Here is a 23,790-nt window from a genome sequence, read left to right on the forward strand (position 1 = left end):
TAGGAAAGTCTGGCCCGATCTATATTGCGTTTATGCAATCTATATTTTGTACCAACCTCGTAGCACGGAAAGTAGTTGCAAATTGCTATCGATCTATTCGTTCCAGATCGGAACTTTGACTTGCAGATATAGGTGACCGTTTACTTGGCCGAACTCAGTTCGGCGCAGCCTGCAGCAGTAGTCGGCACGCCGTGACGCTTGCGCCTGAGGTCGTAAACCACGGCTTTCACAATAGAAATCGCCATCAGGGCCACCACGAGCGAGAATGGCAGGGCGCCAATGATCATGGTGATCCGGATCGCATCGATACCGCCCAGGATCAGCATCGAGCCAACTACGAAGGCCAGTGCTGCGCCCCAGAAGACGATATGCCGGCGGCGCTGGCCGCTCGTGTCACCCGCCCCGTTGATTGTGTTGACGATCAGGATCGCGCTGTCGGCCGAGGTGACCAGATAGGTCATGAGCAGCAGCACCACGAGGCCCGAGACCACCGAAGCTACGCCGGGAGACAGGAGGACGGCAAGCGTGGCGAAAAGCTGGTCCGAAAGCCCTGCTCCGACAATACTGCCTTGCGCTACGCCACTGAGTTCCAGATCGATCGCGGTCCCGCCGACGATGGTCATCCAGGTAAAGCACATCAGCGATGGCACTAGGATCACTCCCAGCACATATTCGCGAATGCTGCGGCCGCGCGAAATGCGGGCAATGAACATGCCCACGAACGGAGCGAATGCGATCCACCATGCCCAGTAGAAGACCGACCAGTCGAGCTGCCATTGGACCAGTTCCGCACCATTCGGAGCCGCTTCGTCGAACAGCGTCAGCGAATTGGGCACGATCGTGCGCATGTAGTCCCACAGGCCGACGCCGAGCAGCTCGAAACCGAGGAGGCCTGATCCCACAACGATGAACAGTGCCAAGAGGGCGAAGGAAAGGCCCATGTTGAGATTGGACAGCCACTTGATGCCGCGTCCTACGCCCGAAAGCGCGCTAATGGTCGAGGCGCCGACCAGCACGACCAGCGAAACGATGACCGCTGCGGCTGAGGATGATCCGTCTGCGTCCAGCAGCCAATCTCCGAGACCCAGGCGGGCAAGTCCGGCGACGAACTGCTCGACCCCGAAGCCCATGGTCACTGCCACGCCGAGGATCGTCGCGACCACTGCCACGATGTCGATGATGTGTCCCCAGATGCCGGACATTTTCAGGCCGAACAGCGGCGCGAGACCGGAACGGATCGTCAGCGGCAGGCCGCGCCGGTAAGCGACGTAGCCGATCGCGAGACCCACCAGCGCATAGGTGGCCCATGCGGCGAGACCCCAGTGCAGGAAGGTATAGGAATAGGCAGGACGCACCGCTTCGGCGGAGAGGGGTTCGATGGTTCCGCGAATGATGTCCGGGTTGTTCGCGAAATGCGCCAGCGGCTCGCCCGTGGAATAGGTCAACATGCCGATGCCGATGCCTGCACCGAAGAGCATGGCGAACCAGCTGAATCGCCCGAACTCAGGCTCTTCATCGGCAGTGCCGATCTTCAGACTTCCGGCGGATGGCCACAGGGCGAGCAGGAAACACACGACGACCAGCGCGGCAACAAGGTAGACGTACCAGCCCGCGAAACTCGAGATGATCGTTGAGTTCGCCGCGCTCAGCGTTTCGCTGGCGCTGACGGGAAAGAAGATCGCCCACATGATCAGCAACGACACGATGATCTTGGACGGGATCGTCACGGCGCGGCTGAAACCGTCGTAGAAACCGCGATCGTGTGTGTTGATCGGAAGCTCCACCAGAGGCGGGGCAATGGGCGCATCACTTTCGGAAGACATGTCGCCCAGTCATAGGGAAGCGACAGCAGGATGCAAACTAGAGCTCGGCAGATGGGCGCCGGGGCGAATAGCTATGCGGCTGAACAAGGCCTTGTCACTACACGCCGAAGAACGAGAGCGGATTGGCTGTTTTCCAACCAATTCGTGAAAGCTTCGCCGAGATGTCGCTGTGCCAGAAGCGGTCGGTCAGCTAACGACCCGATTGCGGACATTCCGATGACGGTGATGGCTCCCTGGCAGGCTGTTCGCGAAGAATGGCGAAATCAGCGAGGCGCCTCAGCCGATGCGGCACACCCGGTTCCGTCCGCCAGCACGCAGGCGTAAAATTCACGGATCACGACTTCCATGGCATCCGGCGTCGTGTGCCCGATTCCGGGCAAGACCAGATAGTTGAAGTCCTTCATACCGAAGGCCTCGAAAACGGAAGCGACTTTCTGAACCCTGCCCGGCCCGGATGACCCGAATACCCTGTTCACCAGCAAACTATGATCGCAGCTGTAGCTGTCCGATCCATACCCCTCGCAGCTAAATGGCGGCTCTTTCACCGAGTCATTTTCGTCGAGGCTTCCCTGAAACAGCAGATAAGGCGTTTGTTTCAGCATTTCGGGCTGGAAGCGCGCACCGATCTCTTCGAAATCGCCCACGCCCAACGGGAATGTGAGTTGCTCGTTTTCGAACTCTTCGAGGGGCAGGATCGGCAGCCCCCCAATACCGCCGGCGGCGACCGCTCTCACCCTGTTCGGGTGAAGTGTCGCCATGCGCGTTACGAAATCCCCGGAGGCGGAGAACCCCCAGAACAACGCATCGTCGCGCAGGTCGGATTCGTCTCGCGAGAGCTTTTCCAAAGCATCGTCGAGCATCGCGATGAGTTGTAGATCCGGCCTCGCGTAACGGGGATCGTCCGCCGTCATTGCGGCGCGCGTCAAGGCGTGAATGTAGAGGTTGCGATTGGGTCCTTCGACCAGCGGTCGCGGGAATACCGGCATCAGGACGGGTGTGCCGAGATGGCGCCCGAAGTCGATGAAAAGCTGTTCGTTCTCGATGCCCGCCCAATATCGATGGGTTGCGAACGGTGCGCCGACCATGCCGTCGTTATTTGGTTGAACCAGAACCGAACTGCCGACCGGAATGGTCTCCGGCAGGAGGAGGAAATATGGCCAGTGAAACCCCTTTTCGGGATCAGCTTCGATCAAATACAACTTTCGCGGTTCAAGCGATCCCGCATAGGCGTGCACCTCCGCCATTGGCCCGACGGGTTCGCTCACATGGTCGGGAATTCTGGAACCGCGATCAAACCGTGAAACAAGAGCGCGCGGATGGATCGGGACGACTTCCGGCGAAGTAGCCTTTGCTCCCTGCGCCGCGACTGGCGCCGTGATAGGTTCCGATGTCGTAGTTCCACATGCCGCCAGAAACGCTCCGACGCATGTCGCAAGTCCATAGGTCTTTGTGTTCTTCTTCATCGCTGCCCCCCCATAAACGCCCTGCTACATCGCCCAAGAGGCACAGACCAAATCAATTATCGTGGAAGTCTGCTCCGGCCCCAAAGATAGGATTAGCGGATCGGATGCAGCGCGGCCGAGAGCGCATTATCCGCTTTCCACCCATAATCAGCCGTACCGTGCTCACCCCGTAGGCGGCTCGTCCTTCAGCACCTCGTCCGTGTCCTCCAGAGAGAGCCCGTGCTTCAGCAGCATCGGGATTTGCGTGAAGGTGAAAAGGAAGGTTAGCGGCAAGAACACCCAGAGCTTCGCCCATAGCCAGCTTTCGAAGGTCATCGTGCGGACCATGATCTCATTGAGGCCGGCGAGCGCGACGAAGAAGAAACCCCAGTTGCGCGAAAGCTTGAGCCAGCCCTCGTGGGTCACGCCTTCGAATGCGGCTTCAAGCAGTACTTGCAGCCATGCACGGTCGCGCAGCCAGCCGATGATCAGCACGGCGCCGAACATCAGGTAGATCGCGGTCGGCTTGAACTGGATGAAGCGTTCGTCCTGCAACCAGATGGTCAGCGCGCCGAAGCCGATAATCAGCGTGGTGGAGAGGATCAGCATCGGGCTGACCTTGCCGAACTTCCACTTGCTGAAGGCGAGCGCGATGATCGCGGCGACCATGAAAGCGCCCGTGCCGGAAATGACAGCTGCGATCTCGCTACCGCCCTCGGGCTGCGAGAACTTGTAGACGCCGAGGAAGACGAGCAGCGGGCCGTAATCGACCAGTGTGTGCAACCAGCCGGTGGGTTTCTTTTCGCCGCTCTCCGCCATTACGCCACTCCTGCAATAACGCGCGCGACCAGGTCCGGGTCGAAGGGGCGCAAGTCGTCGATCTTCTCGCCCACGCCGATAGCGTGGATCGGCAGGTCGTATTTCTCGGCCGCCTGCACCAGCACGCCGCCGCGGGCGGTGCCATCGAGCTTGGTCATGACGATACCGGTCACGCCGGCGACTTCCTTGAACACGTCGATCTGGCTGAGCGCATTCTGCCCGTTGGTCGCATCGAGCACGAGCACCACGTCATGCGGCGCTTCGGGATTGAGGCGGCCGAGGACTTTTCGGATCTTGGCCAGCTCGTCCATCAGCTCGCGCTTGTTCTGGAGGCGACCCGCGGTGTCGACGATCAGCACGTCGGTGCCGATCTCGGTGCCTTTCTTGACCGCGTCGAACACGATGGAGGCCGGATCGCCGCCCTCGGGTCCACGCACGATCGGCACGCCCACGCGGTCGGCCCAGGTCTGGAGCTGGCCGATTGCCGCGGCGCGGAAGGTGTCACCCGCCGCCAGCATGACGTTGTAGTCGTCCTCGACGAATAGGTGCGCCAGCTTGGCGATGGTGGTGGTTTTGCCGCTGCCATTGACGCCGATCACTAGCAGCACCTGCGGCCGCGGGAAGGCGGTGATTTCGAGCGGTTTGGCCACCGGGCGGAGGATGGCAGCGATCTCGTCGGCGACAGCCTGTTTCAGCTCGTCCGCGCTGATTTCCAGCCCGAAGCGCTTTTCCCTCAGCTTCTCGCGAATGCGCGCCGCCGCGCTCGGTCCGAGGTCGGACATGATCAGCGCGTCCTCGACATCGTCGAGCGTCGCATCATCCAGCTTCGCCTTGGTGACCGCCTCGGTGAGGTTCTCGGCCAGGCGATCGGAGGTCTTCTTGAAGCCGCCGAACAGGCGCTCGGTCCAGCTGGGTTTGCTCATGACAGGAGATTGTCCTCGAGTGTCTTGGGCGTCACGGAGACGATGGAGCCGCGCTGCGTGCCTTCGGGCAGCTTCACGCGGGCGAATTCGGGCGAATAGCCGGTGCCGTCGCGTTCGGCGAGGACTTCCAGCGGCTTATCGACGAGGGTGGCCAGCCACTCTGCACGCACCGTCGCGACTTCGGCGCGCAGTTCGGCGGCGCGGCGCTTGATCGTGCCGCGCTCGACCTGCGGCATACGCGCGGCAGGTGTGCCGGGGCGCGGCGAATAAGGAAAAATGTGTCCGTGGACGATATCGAGCTCGCGGATGATCGAGAGATTCTCCGCGTGGTGTTCTTCGGTCTCGGTCGGGAAACCGGCGATTAGGTCCGCGCCAACGGCAATATTCGGTCGGCGCTGCTTGAGGCGCTGGACCAGCTCGACCGCATCGGCCCGGAGATGGCGACGCTTCATGCGCTTGAGGATGAGGTCGTTGCCGTGCTGCAACGACAGATGGATGTGCGGCATGACGCGCTCTTCGCTCGCGAAGAGTTCGAACAGCTCCTCGTCCACTTCGATCCCGTCGATCGATGACATGCGGATGCGGGTGAGGGCGGGGAAGGCCTCGAGAACGGCTTGCACCAGCGAACCCAGCGAAGGGCTACCGGGCAGATCATGCCCCCAGGAGGTCACGTCGACGCCGGTAAGGACGACTTCGTCTGCTCCTGCGTGGATGTGCGCTTGCACTTCGCGCAGCACCTCTGCGACGGTCAGCGAGCGGCTCTTCCCGCGCCCTTGCGGGATAACGCAGAAGGTGCAGGCATGGTCGCAGCCGTTCTGCACTGCCACGAAGGCGCGGGTATGCAGGGCAGGGACCGGCGGCGCGCTGGCGGGAACGTTCCATGCGCGCGGATCGAGCTTTGTCCCGTTCGCGATGAGGCCGTCGACCTCGGGCATCGCGGCAAGCTGTTCGCGCTCGATATCGGCCGCGCAGCCTGTCACGAGTAGGCGGGCATCGGGATTGGCCTTACGCGCCTTGCGGATCGCTTGCCGGGTCTGGCGCACGGCTTCGCTGGTTACGGCGCAGCTGTTGACGACAACGAGATTGTCCTCGCCTGCCAGCATGGCGCGGATGCGCTCGCTCTCTGAAATATTGAGGCGGCAACCCAGTGAGACGACTTCGGGAGCTTTGACGGGCGCGTTCACGCGAACTCGTCCCATTCGAAGCTGCCGCGGAAACTCTCGGTCGCAGGGCCGGTCATGCGGATGGTGCCGCCCGAGCTCCATTCGATCTGCAGCTCTCCGCCTGGAAGCGCGACAGTCACTGGGCTGTCGACGAGCTTGCGGCGCATGGCGTGGACTGCGGTTGCGCAGGCTCCCGTTCCGCAGGCACGGGTTAGGCCCACACCGCGTTCCCATACGCGCAGGCGGATGCGGCTGCGATCCTCGACGGTCGCGACGTTCACGTTCACGCGCTCGGGGAAGAGAGGGTCCCCCTCAATTTCCGGCCCGATCCTGTCGAGCGGCACGGCGTCGGTATCGTCGACGAAGAAGATGACATGCGGATTGCCGACATTCACCGCGCCCGGGTCGCCGAGCATTTCCCATCCGACCGGCATGGAGAGCGTGTCCATCGGATAGGCCAGCGGGATTGCATCCCAGTCGAAGTGGGGCTCGCCCATGTCGACGGTGGCTCCGCCTGCCGAGGGCGACACGGAAAGCATGCCACCGGCAGTCTCGATCTCGGCATCGCTACCGTGGAGCATGGCGACCGCACGCGAGGCATTGCCGCAGGCGCCGACCTCGCTGCCGTCGTGGTTGAAGATGCGCATGCGGAAATCTGCCGCGTCGCTCTGCTCCAGCAGGATCAGCTGGTCACAGCCGATGCCCGTGTTGCGGTCGGCAATTGCCGCCGCAATCGGGGGCTGCATTGGAGGGATACCGCGCGCACGCGCATCCAGGACGACGAAGTCGTTGCCCAGCCCATGCATCTTGATGAAGTCGACGCGCATTGCCCAGCGCATCTAGGTGCTGCGCGGGGCAGCGTCCAGTGTCAGCCGGCGGCCTTGCCCGAACCGGTCTTCTTGTCTTCGGCGTCTCGATCCCCGAGCATCGCCTCGGTGATGGCGACCACGCCCTCCGGGTTCGACGAGGCGAGGCGCCCGGCTGCAGCCAGTCGCTTGGTCACTGCGCTTGCTGGCTCGGGCTTGCCGTAGAAGTAGCCCTGGCCGCGCATCTTGCCCCAGCGCTTGAGCGCATTGAGGACCTTCTCGTCCTCGATACCCTCGGCGGTGATCGGCATCTTGAGGCCGTCGCCCATAGAGACGATGGCGTCGACGAGCTTGTCGCTCTGGTCCTCGTTCTTCAGCTCGCTGATAAAGCTGCGATCGATCTTGAGCTGGTCGAAGGGCAGGCTACGCAACTGCGACAGCGACGAATAGCCGGTGCCGAAGTCGTCGAGGCTCACCTTCACGCCTTGGTTGCGGAGCGAGGTGATCATCGAGCGCACCATGCCGACGTTCTCGTGCAGGCAGGTCTCGGTTATTTCGATGTCGAGGCGATTGGCCGGGAAGCGGTGCTTGACGAGCAGCTTCAGGAGCTTCTGCGCAAACCACGGGTCGCGCATCTGCACCGGCGAGATATTCACCGACAGCGTGATGTCGGGATGCCATTCGCGCGCATCGTCGAATGCGCGTTCGATCAGGCCTTCGCTCAGCTCCGCGATGACGCCCATTTCCTCGGCGATCGGGATGAAGATGTCCGGACCGACCATGCCCATCTCGGGCGATTCCCAACGGGCGAGCATTTCGAAGCCGACGACATCACCGGTCTCGAGATCTACCTGCTGTTCGTAGTAGGGAACGAACTCGCCGTTCTGGATCCCGCGACGGATGCCAGCCTCGAGCTCGTTGCGGAAGCGCAGCTCGCTCTCCATGTTCGGCTCGAACCAGTAGAAGCGGTTCTTGCCCTGCTTCTTGGCGTGATACATGGCGATATCCGCCTTGTGCATCAGGTTTTGTGCTGCGTCCTCGCCGCTCTCGTCTTCGGTATCGACCTCGAGAAGGTTCGAGCTTGCGACACCGATCGAAATCGTCACTTCCAGTACCACGCCCTCGTTGATGACGGGCATCGCGAATTGCTCGACCATGCGCGTTGCGAGATGATCGATGCGCTCGGGCGAGCTGGGATGATAGGGAACGACGCAGACAAATTCGTCACCGCCAAGACGGGCCAGCGAGCTGCCGTCCGGCAAGAGCGAGCGAATGCGCTTGGCCGCGGTCCGCAGGACGAGATCGCCAGCTGCGTGGCCGTTGAGGTCGTTGACCTGCTTGAAATTGTCGAGGTCGATCGCGATTGCTGCGAAGGCGCGATCTTCGCTCTTGCCCGACAGCAGCAGTTCGCCGAGCGCTTCGGCGAAGCTGCGGCGGTTGAGGCAGCCTGTCAGATCGTCGATCTCGGAAAGACGGCGCGCTTCTTCTTCCGACATGCGCGTCACTTCGAGCTCGTTGTTGAGCGCCTTGTAGCGCTGCCAGCCGAGAAGGATCAGCGCGACGTTCAGCAGGAGGGCGTTGGTAAGCGCGACATCTGGGCCTGCGCTGGTGCCCTGCAAAGCGCGCATGGCTACAGGCAATACGGAGCTGGCGGTTGCAATGAAGAGCAGGGTCGCGGCGAGCGCGATGCCCAGCGTCACGAAGTCGCGGCGCTTGCGCACAGATGCGATCGCCCGCACGGGGCGTCCCGCCTTCGACACTGTCTCATTGAAAAGGTTCAAGGAAACCCCCGCACTTGCCTTGCCCGTGGGATTACCCGCGCAAGGCTAAAAAGCAGTTAATCGCGATTTCCTTTTTCCTTTGGAAGACGGGTGGCCAGCGCGGGGACTCCTCGCTAACCACCTCCGCAGTTACCGATCCACTGCCAGGAGAATTGAGAGAATGTCGCGGTATTGGCTGATGAAATCCGAACCCTTCAAATACAGCTGGGACGATCTTGTCGCCGAGAAAGAGGGCACGTGGGACGGTGTCCGAAATCACCGCGCGAAGAACAATCTCGCAGCCATGGAAGTGGGCGACCAGGCGTTCTTCTACCACTCGCGCGAGGGGCTTGAGATCGTCGGCATTTGCGAGGTTAGCGTTGCCGGGATCACCGATCCCACCGATCCGGAAGGCAAGTGGGCGGCCGTGAAGGTCGTGCCCAAGACAAAGCTGCCTTCGCCCGTCACGCTGAAGCAGATCAAGGCAGAGCCCAAGCTAGCGGATTGCGAACTCGTAAAGCTCTCGCGGCTCTCGGTTGCCGAGATCAAGCCGGACGAATGGTCGGTGATCTGCTCCATGGCGGGCATCTGACACCCCGAACGGCTGGAACGCTGGCGGGCGCCGCTCATTGCTTGGGTAACCCCCAAGCAGAAGAGTACCCCAAATGAACCGTTTCGAAGGCAAGCGCATTCTCATCACCGGCGGCACGAGCGGCATGGGACTGGCCGGTGCCAAGATGATCGTCGAGGAAGGTGGTGAGGTCGCCGTGACTGGCACCAGCCAGAACCATCTCGACGAGGCGGGGCGTTCGCTGCCTCCGGCATCGCTTGTCCTGAGGAACGATGCCTCCGATCCAGAGGCGGCGAAGGAACTGGGGGCCAAGATCAAGGACCAGATGGGCAGCATCGATGGTGTCTGGCTGAACGCCGGTTTCGGCAAGTTCGGCGACAACACGAAAGTCGATGCCGACACATTCGACGGCATGAACAATGTTAATGTGCGCGGTCCGGTGCTGCAGATGGCCGAGTTGATCCCGCTCATCTCGGATGGCGGCTCGGTAGTCGTGACCGCTTCGGTCTCGCCATATCTCGGGCAGCCTCAGGGCGCGGTCTATGCTGCAACCAAGGGCGCGGTTACTGCTCTTACGAGAGCTTGGGCTGCAGACCTCGCGGGTCGCGACATCAGGGTGAACTCGATTGCGCCCGGGCCGATTGAGACCAACTTCTTCGAGGGCATGGGTCTGTCCGATGAAGAGATCGAGAACTTCAGCAAGCAAATCAAGAATATGGTGCCGCTCGGCCGGTTCGGCAGTAGCGAGGAAGCAGCGCAGGTCGCGCTGTTCCTCCTCTCGGAGCAAGCCAGTTACGTGACCGGCTCGCAATACGTGGTCGATGGCGGGATGACGATGCGCTGATCCACGCAGTCGTCTGTTAGCTTTTCCTTAGACCGCTGACGGTAGCGCCGCTCGCGGCGAGTTGTTCGATCTCAATCTTGCAATGGATCAGCCGTAGGCCGCTGCGACCTTCCGCAGCGACGAGCGCCCGCTTGAACTCTTCTGTCGTGGCCGCACTGGCCGACCAGCCGCCGAAAGCGGACGCAAGGGCGGCGAAGTCGGGATTGGCGAGGCGCGTGCCGCTGATCCGCTCTTCACCCGGAAACTCGCGTTCCTGGTGCATGCGGATGGTGCCGTATGCCGAGTTGTCGACCACAATGACGATGAGGTTCGCGCCGTGCTGAACTGCGGTGGCGAGCTCCTGTCCATTCATCAGGAAGTCGCCGTCGCCCGCGACAGCGACCACGGTGCGATCTTTGTGGCATAGCGCTGCGGCAACTGCAGCCGGCACACCGTAACCCATCGCGCCGCAGGTCGGGGCAAGCTGCGTCGGGAAGCCCTCGTAACGCCAGTAGCGGTGCCACCAACCAGCGAAATTGCCCGCACCATTACATATGATGGTGTCGGCAGGGAGCGTGTCGCGCATGAACTGGACGCATTGTCCCATGTCGAGCGCGTAGTCGGCGGGGTGAGCGGTCGCCCACGCTTCCCATTCGGAATGCGCCTCGGCCCCGGCATCGAAGTCGATCGGGTCGCCATCGTCCCAGAGCGCGGCGCTCTCGGCGAACTCGTCCATTTCGGCGCAGATTGCGAGATCGGCAGGATAGACGCTGTTGAGTTCGCTGGGGTCTGGATGGATGTGGATGAGCTTACGGTCTTCTGCCACTAGCGGCGGGACGGTGTAACCGTCGGTAGTCGCCTCGCCGAGCCTCGCGCCGACGGCCAGGATAAGGTCGGCATTTTTCACGCGCTCGACCAGCTTGGGGTTCGGGCCGTAGCCGAGGTTGCCCGCATAGACGCGGCTCGACGGGGAGATCGCGTCCTGCCGGCGGAAGGCCGTGGCGACGGGAATGCCAAGACGTTCGGCGAAGAGCTGGAAGTATTCGCGCGCCTTCGCGTTCCAGCCGGCGCCGCCGATGATCGCGACCGGCGATGCCGCGTCGGCAACCAGCGCCATCATCGCCTGCATTGCGTCGGGGCAGGGCGCCTGTGCAGGGCGTTCGACCCGTGGGCGCGGCTTGGCGGACGTTTCGCGGCTCAGCATATCTTCGGGTAGCGCTAGCACGACAGGGCCCGGACGGCCCGAGATGGCCGTCGCGTATGCTCGGGCGACATATTCGGGAATGCGATCGGCCGAATCGATCCGGGCGGCCCACTTCGCAATCGGGCCGAAGAAAGCAGCGAAGTCGACTTCCTGAAAACCCTCGCGGTCACGCATCTCGCTGTCGACGTCGCCCACGAACAGGATCATCGGCTGCGAATCCTGCATCGCCACATGCACGCCGATGCTTGCATTGGTCGCGCCGGGACCGCGTGTTACGAAGGCTACGCCGGGCCGCTGGGTCATTGCCCCGTCGGCGCAAGCCATCATCGCGACACCGCCCTCTTGGCGGCACGTCACGAGGTCGATCCGGTCCTGCTGTCCAAGTGCATCGAGCACTTGGAGGAAGCTTTCGCCGGGGACCGTGAAGATGCGTTCGCACCCCTGTTCGATCAGGCAATCGACGAGCAGTCGGGCGGCGTCTGGAGTTGGGCGCGTTCTCATGGTTCCGGCGGTTAGCGGGGCTGGCCCAGAGGCGCAATCGCTGGCGCACTGCTACCCACTTATCCCCAGCGAGCTCCGCGACCGTCCCAATTTGGTACGCATTTGATTATTCGGGAAACCGTTGGTTAAAAAAGCGTTAAAAGGGGCATCATGAGACGCGCATTAGTCCTCTCTAGCGAAGCAGCCCGCCATTGGATGCGGGCAGGATTGCCGCAGCGCCGCACGATGTTCGCGGACGCACCTCAGGCTGCGCCGGTAGACTGGAAACTAACCGCGTCGGACGTTCGCGGCGTGGCGACGACCTATTTCGCAACCTTCGCCGCCGTACTCGCCTTCATCATCTAATCTGAAGCTGATGCAGACGCCGCCCGCCGTTCGGCGGTCAGCAGCTTGCGTCCGAGCCATGCCGAAACGAGGCACATGCCGGCGCTGATGAGCACCTGCTCGACGATCGGGACGCCGGCCGCGCTCATCGCCATCACCAAAAGCGAGCCGATTACCATCGCGCCCGAGTTGACGATATTGTTCGCCGCGATCGTGCGCGAGGCCTGATCGGGAGCGGCGCGCGTGGTGAGGAAGGCATAGAGCGGGACCACGAACATGCCGCCTGCAACTGCGATGCCCAGCAGGCACAGGAGCAGGACGCTCGCCATGGGCCATGCCATAAAACCCGCCACGTCGAGCAGCTCGGTCGGCTTGTCGGCCTCCCACAGCTTGGCAACCAAATAGAACGCGACCACGAACAGGCCCATGGCGATGACCGATTGCGGCGCATAGCGTGCCGAGACCTTGCCCTTGAGCAGCGCGTTGATGGCGACCGATCCGATGGCAACGCCGACAGAGAAAACCACCAGGAAAATACTGGCCACTTCCTTGCTTGCCATGATCACGTTCTTGGCGAGCGGCGGGAACTGGATGAACAGCACGGCGCCGATCGTCCAGAAGAAGCTGATCGCGAGAATGGCATAGAACACTTCGTGATTGTGCATCGTGTCGCTAACCAGCTTCCTCGAGGCGCGCAGGATATGCCAGTCGAGCTTCTCGACCTTGCCCAGCGGCGGGGCCGGGGGCACCTGCCGGCTTATGAGGTAGCCGACGATCGACGTGATCACGATAGCGACGGCCGCCACCTCGACAGCGATCCATCCGGCGAGGATCGTGCCTGCAAGGATCGCGATGTATGTTCCGGCCTCGACGAGGCCCGTGCCTGCGAGCACCTCGTCCTTGCGCAAGTGCTGCGGCAGGATCGCGTATTTTATGGGACCGAGAAAGGTTGACTGGATGCCGGTCATGAACAGCGCCAGCAGCATCAGCAGGACCGGGACGCTGGTCTGCAGCCCGAAAACGCTCACCGGCAATTCGTAGCCTTTCCACGCAAGTAGCAGCCCACTCGCGCCGATCACCATGAGCAAGATCTCGCATGCCTTGACCTTGCGGATGATCGAGGCCTTGTCGCGCATGTCTGCAAGCTGTCCGGCCAAGGCGCTCAGGATAAAGAACGGCAGGATGAACAGGCCCGATGCGACGGCGGAGAACATGCCCTCCGCCTCTTCCGAATTGTAGATCGAATAGACGACGAACAGGACCATGGCGGTCTTGTAGAGATTGTCGTTGAAGGCGTTGAACAGCTGCGTCACGAACAGCGGCAGGAAGCGCCTCGTGCGCAGCAAATGCGTGCTTGTGAACATGACCCCCCGAAGGACAACCTCTCTCTCGGACCCCATTGGTAGAGACATCGTGGCGGCGGACAACCCCACGCAGCGGGTTTTGCGGCGCAGCGTTTGTCGTTAGGGAGGCCGAAGATGCTGACCTTGCCCAACATCCTTACACTTTCGCGCATCGTGGCAATCCCGTTGCTGGCCTTCCTATTGTGGTGGCCGGGCTGGGAAGTCGGCTTCCTTATGGCCTTTGCTCTGTACTGCCTGATGGGCATTACCGATTATTTCGACGGTTACCTCGCCCGATCGAGCGGTGCGGTGTCCAAGCTGGGCATCTTCCTCGATCCGATCGCCGACAAGATCATGGTCGCCTCCGTGATCCTTGTGTTGGCGGCGCAGGGCGTGTTGCGCGGCCCCTACGTGGGCGATGCGCATGTCGTAGCGGGTCTGATAATCCTCGTGCGCGAGATTGCGGTGTCGGGCCTGCGCGAATTTCTCGGTCCGCTGCAGGTTTCGGTGCCGGTCAGCCGGCTGGCCAAGTGGAAGACGACCTTCCAGATGCTTGCACTCGGCTCGCTCATCCTCGGGCAGGGCCTGCCCAATTGGAACGTCGTGGTGAGCGGGATCGAAGCGAATGTCCCGCATACCGTGGGTCTCGTCACCCTTTGGGGCGCCGCCGTCCTGACGGTCATTACAGGATGGGATTACCTTCGGGTCGGCCTGAAACACATGGATTAAGGCGAGCCACGCCACATTTCAGCGACGAAACGTTCCACCGCATAGATGCAACGCCGGTTGCATGGTGAACTTTTTCTCAACCATTTGCGTTCATTGAGTAAGTCATGAGCGCAACGTTTCACCTGATCCTGTCCTACCTCCTGAAGGTCGGCGCCGTCGCAATGGTCTTCAATGAAGTCCGCGGCCTCGTGCTGGCTGCACCGGTGCTGTACGGCATGTACACCTCGGGCGGGACGGCCATGGCGATCTGGCTCGGTATCTGCGCTCTGGGCGGCATTGCGCTGAGCGTCATCGTGCCGCTTTTCGCTTACAAGAAGCTCGACAAATTCGTGAAGTCGAAGGCTCCTGTCGAACAGTCCGCCTAACCGGCGCGCAGTTCCTCTGCCAACAACTCGAAATCTTCCCGGCGCGGTGAATTCTTGCGCCAGATGAGCGCGATCTCGCGGCTGGCCGACTTAGACTTGAGAGGCCGTGCGACGACGTCGGTCCCATTCAGGATACCTGCTTCAACTGCCATTGCTGGCAGCATCGTGAGGCCCAAACCATTGTCGACCATCTGCACAAGCGTGTGCAGGCTGGTGCCGATCATGGTGGTCGAACCGCGAAGCTCGGGCCGATTGCAGGCGGCGAGCGCGTGGTCCTTCAGGCAGTGCCCATCCTCGAGCAGCAGCAAGCGGCCGTCGTCGATCATGCTCGGAGGCACGCTTTCGGGCGGATCGCGCGGGTCGTCCTTAGGGAAGGCGACATAGAGGGGATCATCCGAGATATGCGCGCTGTCGACCTCGCCGGTGGCGAAGGGCAGGGCGAGCAACACGCAATCGACGCGGCCATGCTGGAGCGATTCAACGGCGTCGTGACTCGTCTCTTCGCGCAGGAACAATTCGAGCTCGGGGCGCTCCTTGCGGATGCGGGGCAGGAACCGCGGCAGGAGGAAGGGCGCGATCGTGGGGATCACGCTCATGCGCAGCTGGCCCGCAAGCGGCTTGCCGGCTGCTTGTACGAGGTCGGCAAGTTCTTCCGCCTCGCGCAGGACACGGTGAGCCTTCTCTACTACTTGGTTGCCCAGTGCCGTGAAGCGCACAACCCGGCGACTGCGCTCGACAAGCGTCACGCCGAGAAGCGATTCGAGCTCACGGATGCCTGCCGACAGGGTCGATTGCGAGACGAAGCTCGCCTCGGCGGCACGGCCGAAATGGCCATGCTCGTGCAGCGCCACGAGATATTGCAGCTGCTTGAGGGTGGGGAGGTATGTGCTCACCCGGCCTCTGCCTCGGTAATTATCTCATCCTGCGCGGCTTCCATCATTCCGGCATGGACATCGTCGACATGGGTCATCAGCAGCTTGCCGTCCTTCACGGCAAAGGCGAGTCGCCCTTCGACCAGCTCGAGCGCGTCCTTGCCGAAGACGTCGTAGCGCCAGCCTTCGAGGATCGGCAACTTGCGGACACCTGCCGCAAGCGCCTCCATCTCGTCGGCACGCGTCAGCAGGCGGGCGGCGACGTCGATTTCGCGGGCGCGGATTTTGAGCAGCAGCTTGAGTAGGTCAGCGACCAGCGCACCTTCCTTGCCGAGCGGCGCACCGCGCTTGGGCTTGGCGGGCATCTCCTCCTTGGCAAGCGGTTCGGCCTTGTCGAGCACCTTCATAAGGCGCTTGCCGATGTCGTTGTCCTTCCACGCGTTCGAGAGGCCGCGGACCTTGGTGAGGTCACCCTGCTTCTTAGGCGGGTGGCTTGCGATGTCCGCTAGCGTCTCGTCGCGCATAATGCGGCCGCGCGGGATGTTCTTGTGCTTGGCTTCGCCTTCGCGCCATGCCGCCAGTGCCTTTAGACGCCCGAGCACCGTCGGGTTGCGGCCCGGCGAGCGGATGCGCTTCCATGCCTGGTCCGCATCATTGGCATAGTTCGCCGGGTCGGCGAGCTTTTCCATTTCGGCATTGAGCCAAGCACCACGGCCGGTCTTCACCAGCTTGTTCAGGATCTTGGGGAAGATCTTCGAGAGGTGTGTCACGTCGCCGATCGCATATTCGATCTGGCGGTCGGTCAGCGGACGGCGGCTCCAGTCGGTGAAGCGCGCACCCTTGTCGATGGTCAGCGAGAGCCAGCTCTCGACCAGGTTGGCATAACCGATCTGCTCGTTCTGGCTGATCGCCATCATCGCGATCTGAGTGTCAAAGATCGGATGGGGCGTCTTGCCGGTGAAGTTATGGACGATCTCGACGTCCTGTCCGCCGGCGTGGAAGACCTTGAGGACTTCCTCGTTGTCGCACAGCAGGTCCCACAGGGGGGTGAGGTCGATGTCGTCGGCCAGCGGATCGATTGCCGCTGCCTCTTCCTCGTTCGCGATCTGGACGAGGCAGAGCTCCGGCCAGTACGTATTCTCGCGCATAAATTCCGTATCGACGGTGACGAATTCGCTCTTCGCCAGGCGCTCGCAAAGGGCTGCGAGGCGTTCGGTATCGGTAATCAGGTCGTGTATTTTCATCGTATCATTTCTGTCGTCTGAGCGGAGTACCGCTCCCGCACCATGCGCGAACCTTGACAAAAGCCCGCTGGTGCCCTGTTAGCGCGCGCGATTCCCCGCTAGGGGAGCGCGACGCCAGCGCCCTTAGCGCCTTACATCCCAAAATGGAAAGAATTCCAGATGCACGCCTATCGTACCCACACCTGCGCAGCGCTGACCAAGGACAATGTCGGCGATACCGTCCGTCTTTCCGGCTGGGTGCATAACAAGCGCGACCATGGCGGCGTGCTCTTCGTCGACCTGCGCGACCACTATGGCATCACGCAGATCGTAGCCGACAGCGACAGCCCGGCGCTGCCAGTCCTCGAGAAGATGAAGCTGGAATCGGTCGTCACCATCGACGGCACGGTGAAGGCGCGCGACGCGGTTGCGGTCAACAAGAACCTGCCGACCGGCGAGATCGAGGTCTTTGCCCGCGAGATCACGGTGCAGAGCCGCGCGGACGACCTCCCGCTGATCGTCAACCAGGCCGAAGACTATCCGGAAGAAACGCGTCTCAAGTACCGTTTCGTCGACCTGCGCCGCGAGCGCGTCCACAACAACATCATGCTGCGCAACCAGGTGATTACCAGCCTGCGCCGCCGGATGACCGACCAGGGCTTCAGCGAATTCCAGACCCCGATCCTCGGTGCATCCTCGCCCGAAGGCGCGCGCGATTACCTCGTGCCGAGCCGCCTCCACCCGGGCCGCTTCTACGCGCTCCCGCAGGCGCCGCAGATGTTCAAGCAGCTGCTGATGGTCGCCGGCTTCGACCGCTACTTCCAGATCGCGCCCTGCTTCCGCGACGAAGACCTGCGCGCAGATCGTTCGCCCGAATTCTACCAGCTCGACTTCGAGATGAGCTTTGTGACGCAGGAAGACGTCTTCCAGGCGATCGAGCCGGTCCTCGCAGGCGTGTTCGAGGAATTCGCGAACGGTAAGACCGTAACCCCCGCCGGTGAATTCCCGCGCATCCCCTATGCCGAGGCGATGCTGAAGTACGGCACCGACAAGCCCGACCTGCGTAACCCGCTGATCATTTCGGACGTGACCCACCACTTCGAGAAGTCCGGCTTCGGCCTGTTCGAGAAGATCGTCGGCACCGGCGGCAAGGTCCGCGTCGTGCCTGCTCCGAACACACATGAGAAGAGCCGCAAGTTTTTCGACGAGATGAACGACTGGGCCCGTAAGGAAGGCTTTGCCGGCCTCGGCTACGTCACCCGCAAGGGCGGCGAATTCGGTGGACCGATCGCGAAGAACCACGGCACCGAAGGCATGGAAAAGCTCTATGCCGAGCTTGGCCTTGGCGAAAACGACGGCCTGTTCTTTGCTGCCGGCAAGGAAAAGGACGCCGCCAAGCTTGCCGGTGCCGCGCGTACCCGCGTCGCCGAGGTTCTCGAGCTGATCGAAGAGAATTGCTTCAAGTTCTGCTGGATCGTCGACTTCCCGATGTTCGAGTATGACGAAGAGGCGAAGAAGGTCGACTTCAGTCACAACCCCTTCTCGATGCCGCAGGGCGAGATGGAAGCGCTGGAAACCAAGGACCCGCTCGATATCCTCGCATGGCAGTACGACATCGTCTGCAACGGCTACGAGCTGTCCTCTGGCGCGATCCGTAACCACCGTCCGGACATCATGTACAAGGCTTTCGAAATCGCCGGCTACTCGCAGGCCGATGTGGACGAAAACTTCTCGGGCATGATCGAGGCATTCAAGCTCGGTGCACCGCCGCACGGCGGTTCGGCTCCGGGTATCGACCGCATCGTGATGCTGCTGGCCGACGAGCCGAACATCCGCGAAGTGATCGCATTCCCGCTGAACCAGAAGGCGCAGGACCTGATGATGGGCGCACCCAGCCTCGTCAGCCCGCGCCAGCTGCGCGACGTGCACATCCGCACCATCGATGCTCCCAAGCCGGAAGGCGCAGAGGCGACGCGCGTGGACAACGCCGGCGACAACAGCTGATCCCGGCCGGCTTCGCGGACGCCGTGCCGCAATCCAGCTCGTGAATTCGACTCCGGCGGCGGCAAGTAAAAATCTTTGCCGCCGCTCGGTTTGTTCATATTCCGATCACTTTTTCTGACTAACCTTTGGTCGAACAGACAACGCAGGGGGCGTTCAAGTGAAGTATTTTTCGAGATCGATTGCGATCACGACCGCAGTTGCAGCAAGCATCACTCCGGCGGCAGCTTCGGCAGAAACTCTTCCCGTTTCAGCGATTTATGCTGCGGGCCAGGACGCTCCTTCGGATTTCCAGACACTCGTGGTCGAGCGATTCGACGGCAATGAAGGTGCCAAATTCGCGCTCGAACTGCGCAATGCGCTGAGCCGTGCTCGCATCGATGGCGAGAACTACTTCGAGGTTCGCCGCGATTCGGGGCCGGGCGAAGGCTCAGGCGCGGTAGCGTGGATCAACGGAACTGCCTTTTCGGAAGTCGAACGGCTGCCTGCGGGCACCACCGAAGAGCGCAAGTGCGTACGCAAGGACGCGGACAAGAAGTGCGTCCAGTATCGCACTTATACCTACAGCTGCCGCGAGCTCACTGTCCGATTCACTGGCGAAGTGCAGATGCTCGATGCGCGTGACGAGCTCGTCTACGACCGCGGGTTCTCGACCGCCGGCTCGAAGCGTTACTGCACGAACGAGAGCAGTGCACCCTCGGTGAGCGACATCGTCACCGGAATGGTCGATCGTTTTGCTTGGGAAGTCCGCCGCGACCTCGCTCCGATCCAGCGCAACGAGGACATCCGCGTCCTCGAAAGCCGCAAGGACATGGAAAAGCCGCTGCGGAAGCCGTTCAAGAAGGCGCTCAAGCTTACCAAGTCCGACTGGGCGGCAGCCTGCGCCGAATTCGACCGTCTCAATGAGTCGCAGCCGGGCAACATCACGCTGACCTTCAATGCCGGCCTGTGCCACGAAGTCATGGGTGATCTGGAAGGCGCGATCGAGCTGTATCAGCGCACGCTCGAACTCGAGCCGGGCAAGGATTATCCGACCGCCGGCCTGTCACGCATTGCATCGCGTCAGCGCGCCGAAGAACAGCTCGCCATCCACTACGCAGAACCTGCCGAAGAACAGTATGCTGCGGGCGAGGAAGGCGATGCCGAGGGTGAGACCGCCGCTGCAGGCGCAACCCAGTAAATCGCCCAAAGGGCGCGCAAGAGTTGACGCAGGGTCAAGCTGGCCCTTGCGCTAGCGCGCGCCCTTGATTAGGGCGATCAGCAACTATCAAACCCCCAAGATGAGAGGGAACAGAATGAGCGATACTGCCGACCGCGTGCAGAAGATTGTCGTCGAGCATCTCGGCGTCGAGGCCGACAAGGTCACCCAGGAAGCAAGCTTCATCGATGATCTGGGCGCAGACAGCCTCGACATCGTCGAGCTGGTCATGGCCTTCGAAGAAGAATTCGGCGTCGAAATCCCCGACGATGCTGCCGAGAAGATCACCACCGTCGGTGACGCAACCAAGTACATTGAAGAGCACAAGGGCTAATCCCTAGCTTTTCGATAGCCCGCCAAATGGCGGGACCGGACAGGCCCGACCCTGATGATGGGCCGGGCCTGTTGTCCTTTATGCGGAGATTTTCATGCGTCGTGTGGTCGTAACCGGACTTGGCCTCGTCACCCCTCTGGGCGGTGACGTCGAAACATCCTGGAATAACCTCATCGCCGGCAAGAGCGGGGCGGGCCAGATCACCCGCTTTGATACCGAGGGCCAGAAAGCCACGATCGCTTGCGAGGTGAAGGGCAAGGATCACGAATGGGGCTTCGATCCCGACAAGCGCGTCGACCACAAGGTCCAGCGCCAGGTCGATCCCTTCATCGTCTACGGCATCGATGCCGCAGGCCAGGCAATCGAAGATGCCGGCTTGGAAGACATGGACGAGGCGACCAAGCTGCGCGCCGGCGTTTCGATCGGTTCGGGTATCGGCGGCCTGCCCGGCATCGAGAGTGAATCGCTTGTATGTCGCGACCGCGGCCCCGGCCGTGTCAGCCCGCACTTCGTCCACGGACGCCTGATCAACCTCATCAGCGGCCAGGTTTCGATCAAGTACGGCCTGATGGGCCCTAACCACGCGGTCGTGACCGCTTGCTCGACCGGCGCGCACTCGATCGGCGATGCGGCTCGCATGATCGCCCTCGACGATGCCGATATCATGCTGGCTGGCGGTGCGGAAAGCACCATCAACCCGCTCGGCGTCGCCGGTTTCGCACAGGCGCGCGCGCTCAACATGAGCATGAACGACCGTCCCACCGAAGCCAGCCGCCCCTACGACAAGAACCGCGACGGCTTCGTCATGGGCGAGGGCGCAGGCGTCGTCGTGCTCGAGGAATACGAGCACGCCAAGGCACGCGGTGCGAAGATCTACGCCGAAGTCGTCGGATACGGCCTTTCGGGCGACGCATACCACGTCACCGCGCCGCATCCCGAAGGCAAGGGCGCCGAACTGGCCATGCGCATGGCGCTCAAGAAGTCGGGGCTCGAGCCCTGCGACATCGACTACGTCAATGCGCACGGCACCTCGACCATGGCCGACACGATCGAACTGGCAGCCGTCAAGCGCGTGATGGGCGACGATCTGTGCGGTGCTTCGATGAGCTCGACCAAGTCGGCCATCGGCCACCTTCTGGGCGGTGCGGGCGCAGTGGAGGCAATCTTCTGCATCCTCGCCATCCGTGACCAAGTCGTGCCCCCGACGCTCAACCTGACCGATCCGGACGAAGGCACCGAGGGTGTCGATCTTGTCCCGCTCGAGGCGAAAAAGCGTGAAGTGAAGGCCTGCCTTAACAACAGCTTCGGCTTCGGCGGCACCAATGCGTCGCTAATCGTCAAGAAGGTCGACTAAGGTGAAAAAGGCTGCCCTCGTATTGGGGGCTGCCGTCGCGCTGCTGATCGCAGGCGCCGGCATGTGGTTTGCGAACGGCTGGTACGGCACTTCGACCGTTTCCAAGAACGCTGGCTTCGTCGTGCCGCAGGGCGCTTCGGTGACGGCCATTGCGCGCAAGCTGGAGACCGAGGGGCTTATACACTCTGCCGACGATTTCCTGCTGCGCGCGCGCATCTTTGCGGGCGATGGAACCATCAAGGCGGGTGAGTATTCGATCCCGGAGATGTCCACCCCCTCGGATATCATGGATATCCTCCAGAGCGGCGACGTGGTGCTCAATTTCGTGACCATTCCCGAGGGCCTACCTTCGATATTGGTGCATGAGCGATTGATGGCGGTGGAAGGACTGGTAGGAGAAATCGAAGTGCCCGAGGAGGGTTCGATCCTTCCCGACACCTACGATTTCCAGAAGGGCGAGGAACGGTCCGCCGTGATTGCGCGGATGCAGGCGGCGATGGATGCCTATCTTGCCGAAGCTTGGGAACAGCGCACCGACAAGGCAGCGGTGAAGAGCCCCGAGGAAGCGCTCATCCTCGCCTCGATCGTCGAGAAAGAGACCGCTCAGGCCGACGAGCGACCCATGGTCGCAGGCGCGCTGTCGAACCGTGTGCGGATCGGCATGATGCTGGGGGCGGACGCAACTACGATCTACCCGATCACCAAGGGCAAACCGCTCGGTCGCCGGATCCGCGTTTCCGAGCTCCGCAGCACCAATCCCTACAATACCCGCGCGGTCGTCGGACTTCCTCCCGGTCCAATCACCAATCCCGGCCGCGAAAGCATCGCTGCCGTACTCGACCCTGCGGAAACCAAGGCGCTCTACTATGTCGCCGATGGCACGGGTGGGCATGTTTTCGCTGAGACGCTCGAAGAGCATAATCGCAACGCAGCTAAGTGGCGGGCGCTACGGCGCGAAAGAGGGGAAATGTGAGCGAGAGCGATGCGCCCCTGATCCTTACGGCGGAACTCCCGCCAGACCTTCATCGAAGGTTTACCGACCTCCGGACGCAGCATTTCCCGCCCGAGCGCAATTTCCTCGAAGCACACGTTACGCTTTTCCACGCGATTCCCGCCCAGTGCGAGGAGGAAGCGCGGCGTTATCTGGCTCGGCTTGTCGGTGAAGTGCCTCCCATCGAAGGGCGCATCGAAGGCCTGATGTCGCTCGGCGGAGGAACCGCCATCAAGCTGTCGAGCCCCGATCTCCTCGCGCTGCGCGACGAGATCGCCGAGCATTTTCGCGGCATGCTGACCAAGCAGGACCAGCATCGCCCGCGGCTGCACGTCACGATCCAGAACAAGGTGACATCCAAGGAAGCGAAGGCATTGCAGGCCGAGCTTTCGGGCCTGATCGAGCCGCGCGAATTCTCCTTCCCGGGCCTCGCGCTCCACATCTATCGCGGCGGTCCGTGGGAATTCGTACGCCGGTTCGCATTTCGCGGGAAATGAGTGTTGACCAAGGTGGCTGCGCGCCCTAAATGCGCCGCCTGCCGAGCGGGCAGCCTACTTCGCTAGGGTCCCGCCGATTGGCCTTTCGGGGCGGAGTAGCTCAGGTGGTTAGAGCAGCGGAATCATAATCCGCGTGTCGGGGGTTCGAGTCCCTCCTCCGCTACCAGGACCAGACTTTGCCCGGTCAGGCCTTACCGTCGGCAAGCTGGCCGACGATCTTCGCGAAAATCCATCCGCCGAAGCCTCCGGCTAGGACCTGTGCGAGAAAGCCCGCTGTCGAGCGCGCGCCGCTGATGGGGATGGTCTGGAACTGCGTCCACATGAGTCCCAGCGCGGTGGCGATCGCCGCAGCACCTGCGACCGGATAGGCCACTCCGGCCAGGCCCGGCAGGAAGCGCCTGACCAAGGTCGCGATCAGGAATCCCAGCAGGAACGTCACGACTATGATGACGAAATAAAGATACATGTTCGACACATCGAAGGCTGTCATGTTGAGCCGATCCGAAAAGCTGATCGGCACGTCGTGCGCGTTCATCACGAACTGCGAGTTGACGATCACGCCTAAGACATAGGTGCCCAGTGCGGCCACTATCAGAGCGACAATCCAACGCAGTATGGTCATGATCGGTCTTCCCTTCTCCGTGAGGCCCTTGATGCTACGGCCCTTGCGTCAAGTCCAGAGGAGGAGGTGGACAAAGCCTGACAATCGCTGGATACCTTTTCG

The 23,790-nt window shown here is 62.0% G+C and carries 22 protein-coding genes and 1 tRNA gene; 11 read left to right on the forward strand and 12 right to left on the reverse strand.

From position 1 onward, the window contains the following. Positions 1 to 140 precede the first annotated feature (140 nt). The 7 genes from ACZ1G8_RS10900 to ACZ1G8_RS10930 form a co-directional block, all read right to left on the reverse strand. Entirely contained in the window at positions 141 to 1,823 is a 1,683-nt protein-coding gene (locus tag ACZ1G8_RS10900; RefSeq protein ID WP_472679415.1) for a BCCT family transporter, read from the reverse strand. A 263-nt stretch (positions 1,824 to 2,086) separates the two neighbouring features. Beyond that, positions 2,087 to 3,286 carry a hypothetical protein gene (locus tag ACZ1G8_RS10905; protein ID WP_472679416.1) on the reverse strand — a complete coding sequence of 400 codons (1,200 nt, stop codon included), beginning with the start codon at positions 3,284 to 3,286 and terminating at the stop codon, positions 2,087 to 2,089. A 162-nt stretch (positions 3,287 to 3,448) separates the two neighbouring features. Further along, positions 3,449 to 4,084, reverse strand: coding sequence for an inner membrane-spanning protein YciB (locus ACZ1G8_RS10910; RefSeq protein WP_472679417.1), 636 nt, complete (start codon positions 4,082 to 4,084; stop codon positions 3,449 to 3,451). Continuing rightward, a complete protein-coding gene (ftsY, locus tag ACZ1G8_RS10915) occupies positions 4,084 to 5,007 on the reverse strand; it encodes a signal recognition particle-docking protein FtsY (RefSeq protein WP_472679418.1) in 924 nt (307 codons plus the stop codon). Before ftsY ends, ACZ1G8_RS10910 begins: the two co-directional genes overlap by 1 nt. Continuing rightward, a complete protein-coding gene (gene mtaB / locus ACZ1G8_RS10920; protein ID WP_472679419.1) occupies positions 5,004 to 6,206 on the reverse strand; it encodes a tRNA (N(6)-L-threonylcarbamoyladenosine(37)-C(2))-methylthiotransferase MtaB in 1,203 nt (400 codons plus the stop codon). Before mtaB ends, ftsY begins: the two co-directional genes overlap by 4 nt. Further along, positions 6,188 to 6,997: a diaminopimelate epimerase gene (gene dapF / locus ACZ1G8_RS10925; RefSeq protein ID WP_472679420.1), complete on the reverse strand. Its 810-nt coding sequence runs from the start codon at positions 6,995 to 6,997 to the stop codon at positions 6,188 to 6,190. Before dapF ends, mtaB begins: the two co-directional genes overlap by 19 nt. 41 nt (positions 6,998 to 7,038) lie before the next feature. Continuing rightward, a complete protein-coding gene (locus tag ACZ1G8_RS10930; protein WP_472679421.1) occupies positions 7,039 to 8,757 on the reverse strand; it encodes a putative bifunctional diguanylate cyclase/phosphodiesterase in 1,719 nt (572 codons plus the stop codon). Between the two features lie 160 nt (positions 8,758 to 8,917). Here ACZ1G8_RS10930 and ACZ1G8_RS10935 point away from each other — a divergent pair, with 160 nt between their 5' ends. Both ACZ1G8_RS10935 and ACZ1G8_RS10940 read left to right on the forward strand, forming a co-directional pair. Continuing rightward, complete coding sequence (locus ACZ1G8_RS10935; RefSeq protein ID WP_221428802.1) at positions 8,918 to 9,328, forward strand: EVE domain-containing protein; 411 nt, start codon at positions 8,918 to 8,920, stop codon at positions 9,326 to 9,328. Between the two features lie 73 nt (positions 9,329 to 9,401). Continuing rightward, entirely contained in the window at positions 9,402 to 10,151 is a 750-nt protein-coding gene (locus ACZ1G8_RS10940; RefSeq protein ID WP_472679422.1) for an SDR family oxidoreductase, read from the forward strand. 16 nt (positions 10,152 to 10,167) lie between these two features. Here ACZ1G8_RS10940 and ACZ1G8_RS10945 read toward each other — a convergent pair whose 3' ends face one another. Together ACZ1G8_RS10945 and ACZ1G8_RS10950 are read right to left on the reverse strand one after the other, a co-directional pair. After that, positions 10,168 to 11,835, reverse strand: coding sequence for a thiamine pyrophosphate-binding protein (locus ACZ1G8_RS10945; protein ID WP_472679423.1), 1,668 nt, complete (start codon positions 11,833 to 11,835; stop codon positions 10,168 to 10,170). A gap of 341 nt (positions 11,836 to 12,176) precedes the next feature. After that, positions 12,177 to 13,523 carry an MFS transporter gene (locus ACZ1G8_RS10950; RefSeq protein WP_472679424.1) on the reverse strand — a complete coding sequence of 449 codons (1,347 nt, stop codon included), beginning with the start codon at positions 13,521 to 13,523 and terminating at the stop codon, positions 12,177 to 12,179. A 114-nt stretch (positions 13,524 to 13,637) separates the two neighbouring features. On the opposite strand from ACZ1G8_RS10950, the gene pgsA reads away from it, so the two are divergent. Both pgsA and ACZ1G8_RS10960 read left to right on the forward strand, forming a co-directional pair. Further along, positions 13,638 to 14,231, forward strand: coding sequence for a CDP-diacylglycerol--glycerol-3-phosphate 3-phosphatidyltransferase (gene pgsA / locus ACZ1G8_RS10955; RefSeq protein WP_472679425.1), 594 nt, complete (start codon positions 13,638 to 13,640; stop codon positions 14,229 to 14,231). 104 nt (positions 14,232 to 14,335) lie between these two features. Next, a complete protein-coding gene (locus ACZ1G8_RS10960; RefSeq protein ID WP_472679426.1) occupies positions 14,336 to 14,596 on the forward strand; it encodes a hypothetical protein in 261 nt (86 codons plus the stop codon). On the opposite strand, the gene ACZ1G8_RS10965 is transcribed toward ACZ1G8_RS10960, so the two are convergent. Continuing rightward, entirely contained in the window at positions 14,593 to 15,489 is an 897-nt protein-coding gene (locus ACZ1G8_RS10965; protein WP_472679427.1) for a hydrogen peroxide-inducible genes activator, read from the reverse strand. The genes ACZ1G8_RS10960 and ACZ1G8_RS10965 overlap by 4 nt on opposite strands. Beyond that, positions 15,486 to 16,712 (reverse strand): ribonuclease D, encoded by a 1,227-nt coding sequence (gene rnd, locus ACZ1G8_RS10970; RefSeq protein ID WP_472679428.1) that lies wholly within the window; start codon positions 16,710 to 16,712, stop codon positions 15,486 to 15,488. Before rnd ends, ACZ1G8_RS10965 begins: the two co-directional genes overlap by 4 nt. Before the next feature lie 159 nt (positions 16,713 to 16,871). Here rnd and aspS point away from each other — a divergent pair, with 159 nt between their 5' ends. The 7 genes from aspS to ACZ1G8_RS11005 all read left to right on the forward strand — a co-directional run bounded on the left by aspS (position 16,872) and on the right by ACZ1G8_RS11005 (position 23,232). After that, positions 16,872 to 18,695: an aspartate--tRNA ligase gene (gene aspS, locus ACZ1G8_RS10975; RefSeq protein WP_472679429.1), complete on the forward strand. Its 1,824-nt coding sequence runs from the start codon at positions 16,872 to 16,874 to the stop codon at positions 18,693 to 18,695. Positions 18,696 to 18,852: 157 nt separating this feature from the next. After that, complete coding sequence (locus tag ACZ1G8_RS10980) at positions 18,853 to 19,872, forward strand: hypothetical protein (RefSeq protein WP_472679430.1); 1,020 nt, start codon at positions 18,853 to 18,855, stop codon at positions 19,870 to 19,872. Between the two features lie 115 nt (positions 19,873 to 19,987). Further along, positions 19,988 to 20,224, forward strand: a complete 237-nt coding sequence (locus tag ACZ1G8_RS10985; RefSeq protein ID WP_006834437.1) for an acyl carrier protein — start codon at positions 19,988 to 19,990, stop codon at positions 20,222 to 20,224. Between the two features lie 94 nt (positions 20,225 to 20,318). Continuing rightward, positions 20,319 to 21,578, forward strand: coding sequence for a beta-ketoacyl-ACP synthase II (gene fabF, locus ACZ1G8_RS10990; protein WP_472679431.1), 1,260 nt, complete (start codon positions 20,319 to 20,321; stop codon positions 21,576 to 21,578). Between the two features lies 1 nt (position 21,579). After that, a complete protein-coding gene (gene mltG / locus ACZ1G8_RS10995) occupies positions 21,580 to 22,551 on the forward strand; it encodes an endolytic transglycosylase MltG (protein WP_472679432.1) in 972 nt (323 codons plus the stop codon). Then, positions 22,548 to 23,066: a 2'-5' RNA ligase family protein gene (locus ACZ1G8_RS11000; protein ID WP_472679433.1), complete on the forward strand. Its 519-nt coding sequence runs from the start codon at positions 22,548 to 22,550 to the stop codon at positions 23,064 to 23,066. Before mltG ends, ACZ1G8_RS11000 begins: the two co-directional genes overlap by 4 nt. Before the next feature lie 89 nt (positions 23,067 to 23,155). Further along, positions 23,156 to 23,232, forward strand: a tRNA-Met gene (locus ACZ1G8_RS11005). 18 nt (positions 23,233 to 23,250) lie between these two features. Here ACZ1G8_RS11005 and ACZ1G8_RS11010 read toward each other — a convergent pair. Next, a complete protein-coding gene (locus ACZ1G8_RS11010; RefSeq protein ID WP_472679434.1) occupies positions 23,251 to 23,688 on the reverse strand; it encodes a hypothetical protein in 438 nt (145 codons plus the stop codon). Positions 23,689 to 23,790: the final 102 nt, after the last annotated feature.

It is taken from the genome of Qipengyuania sp. BR81-2, from assembly GCF_055693895.1.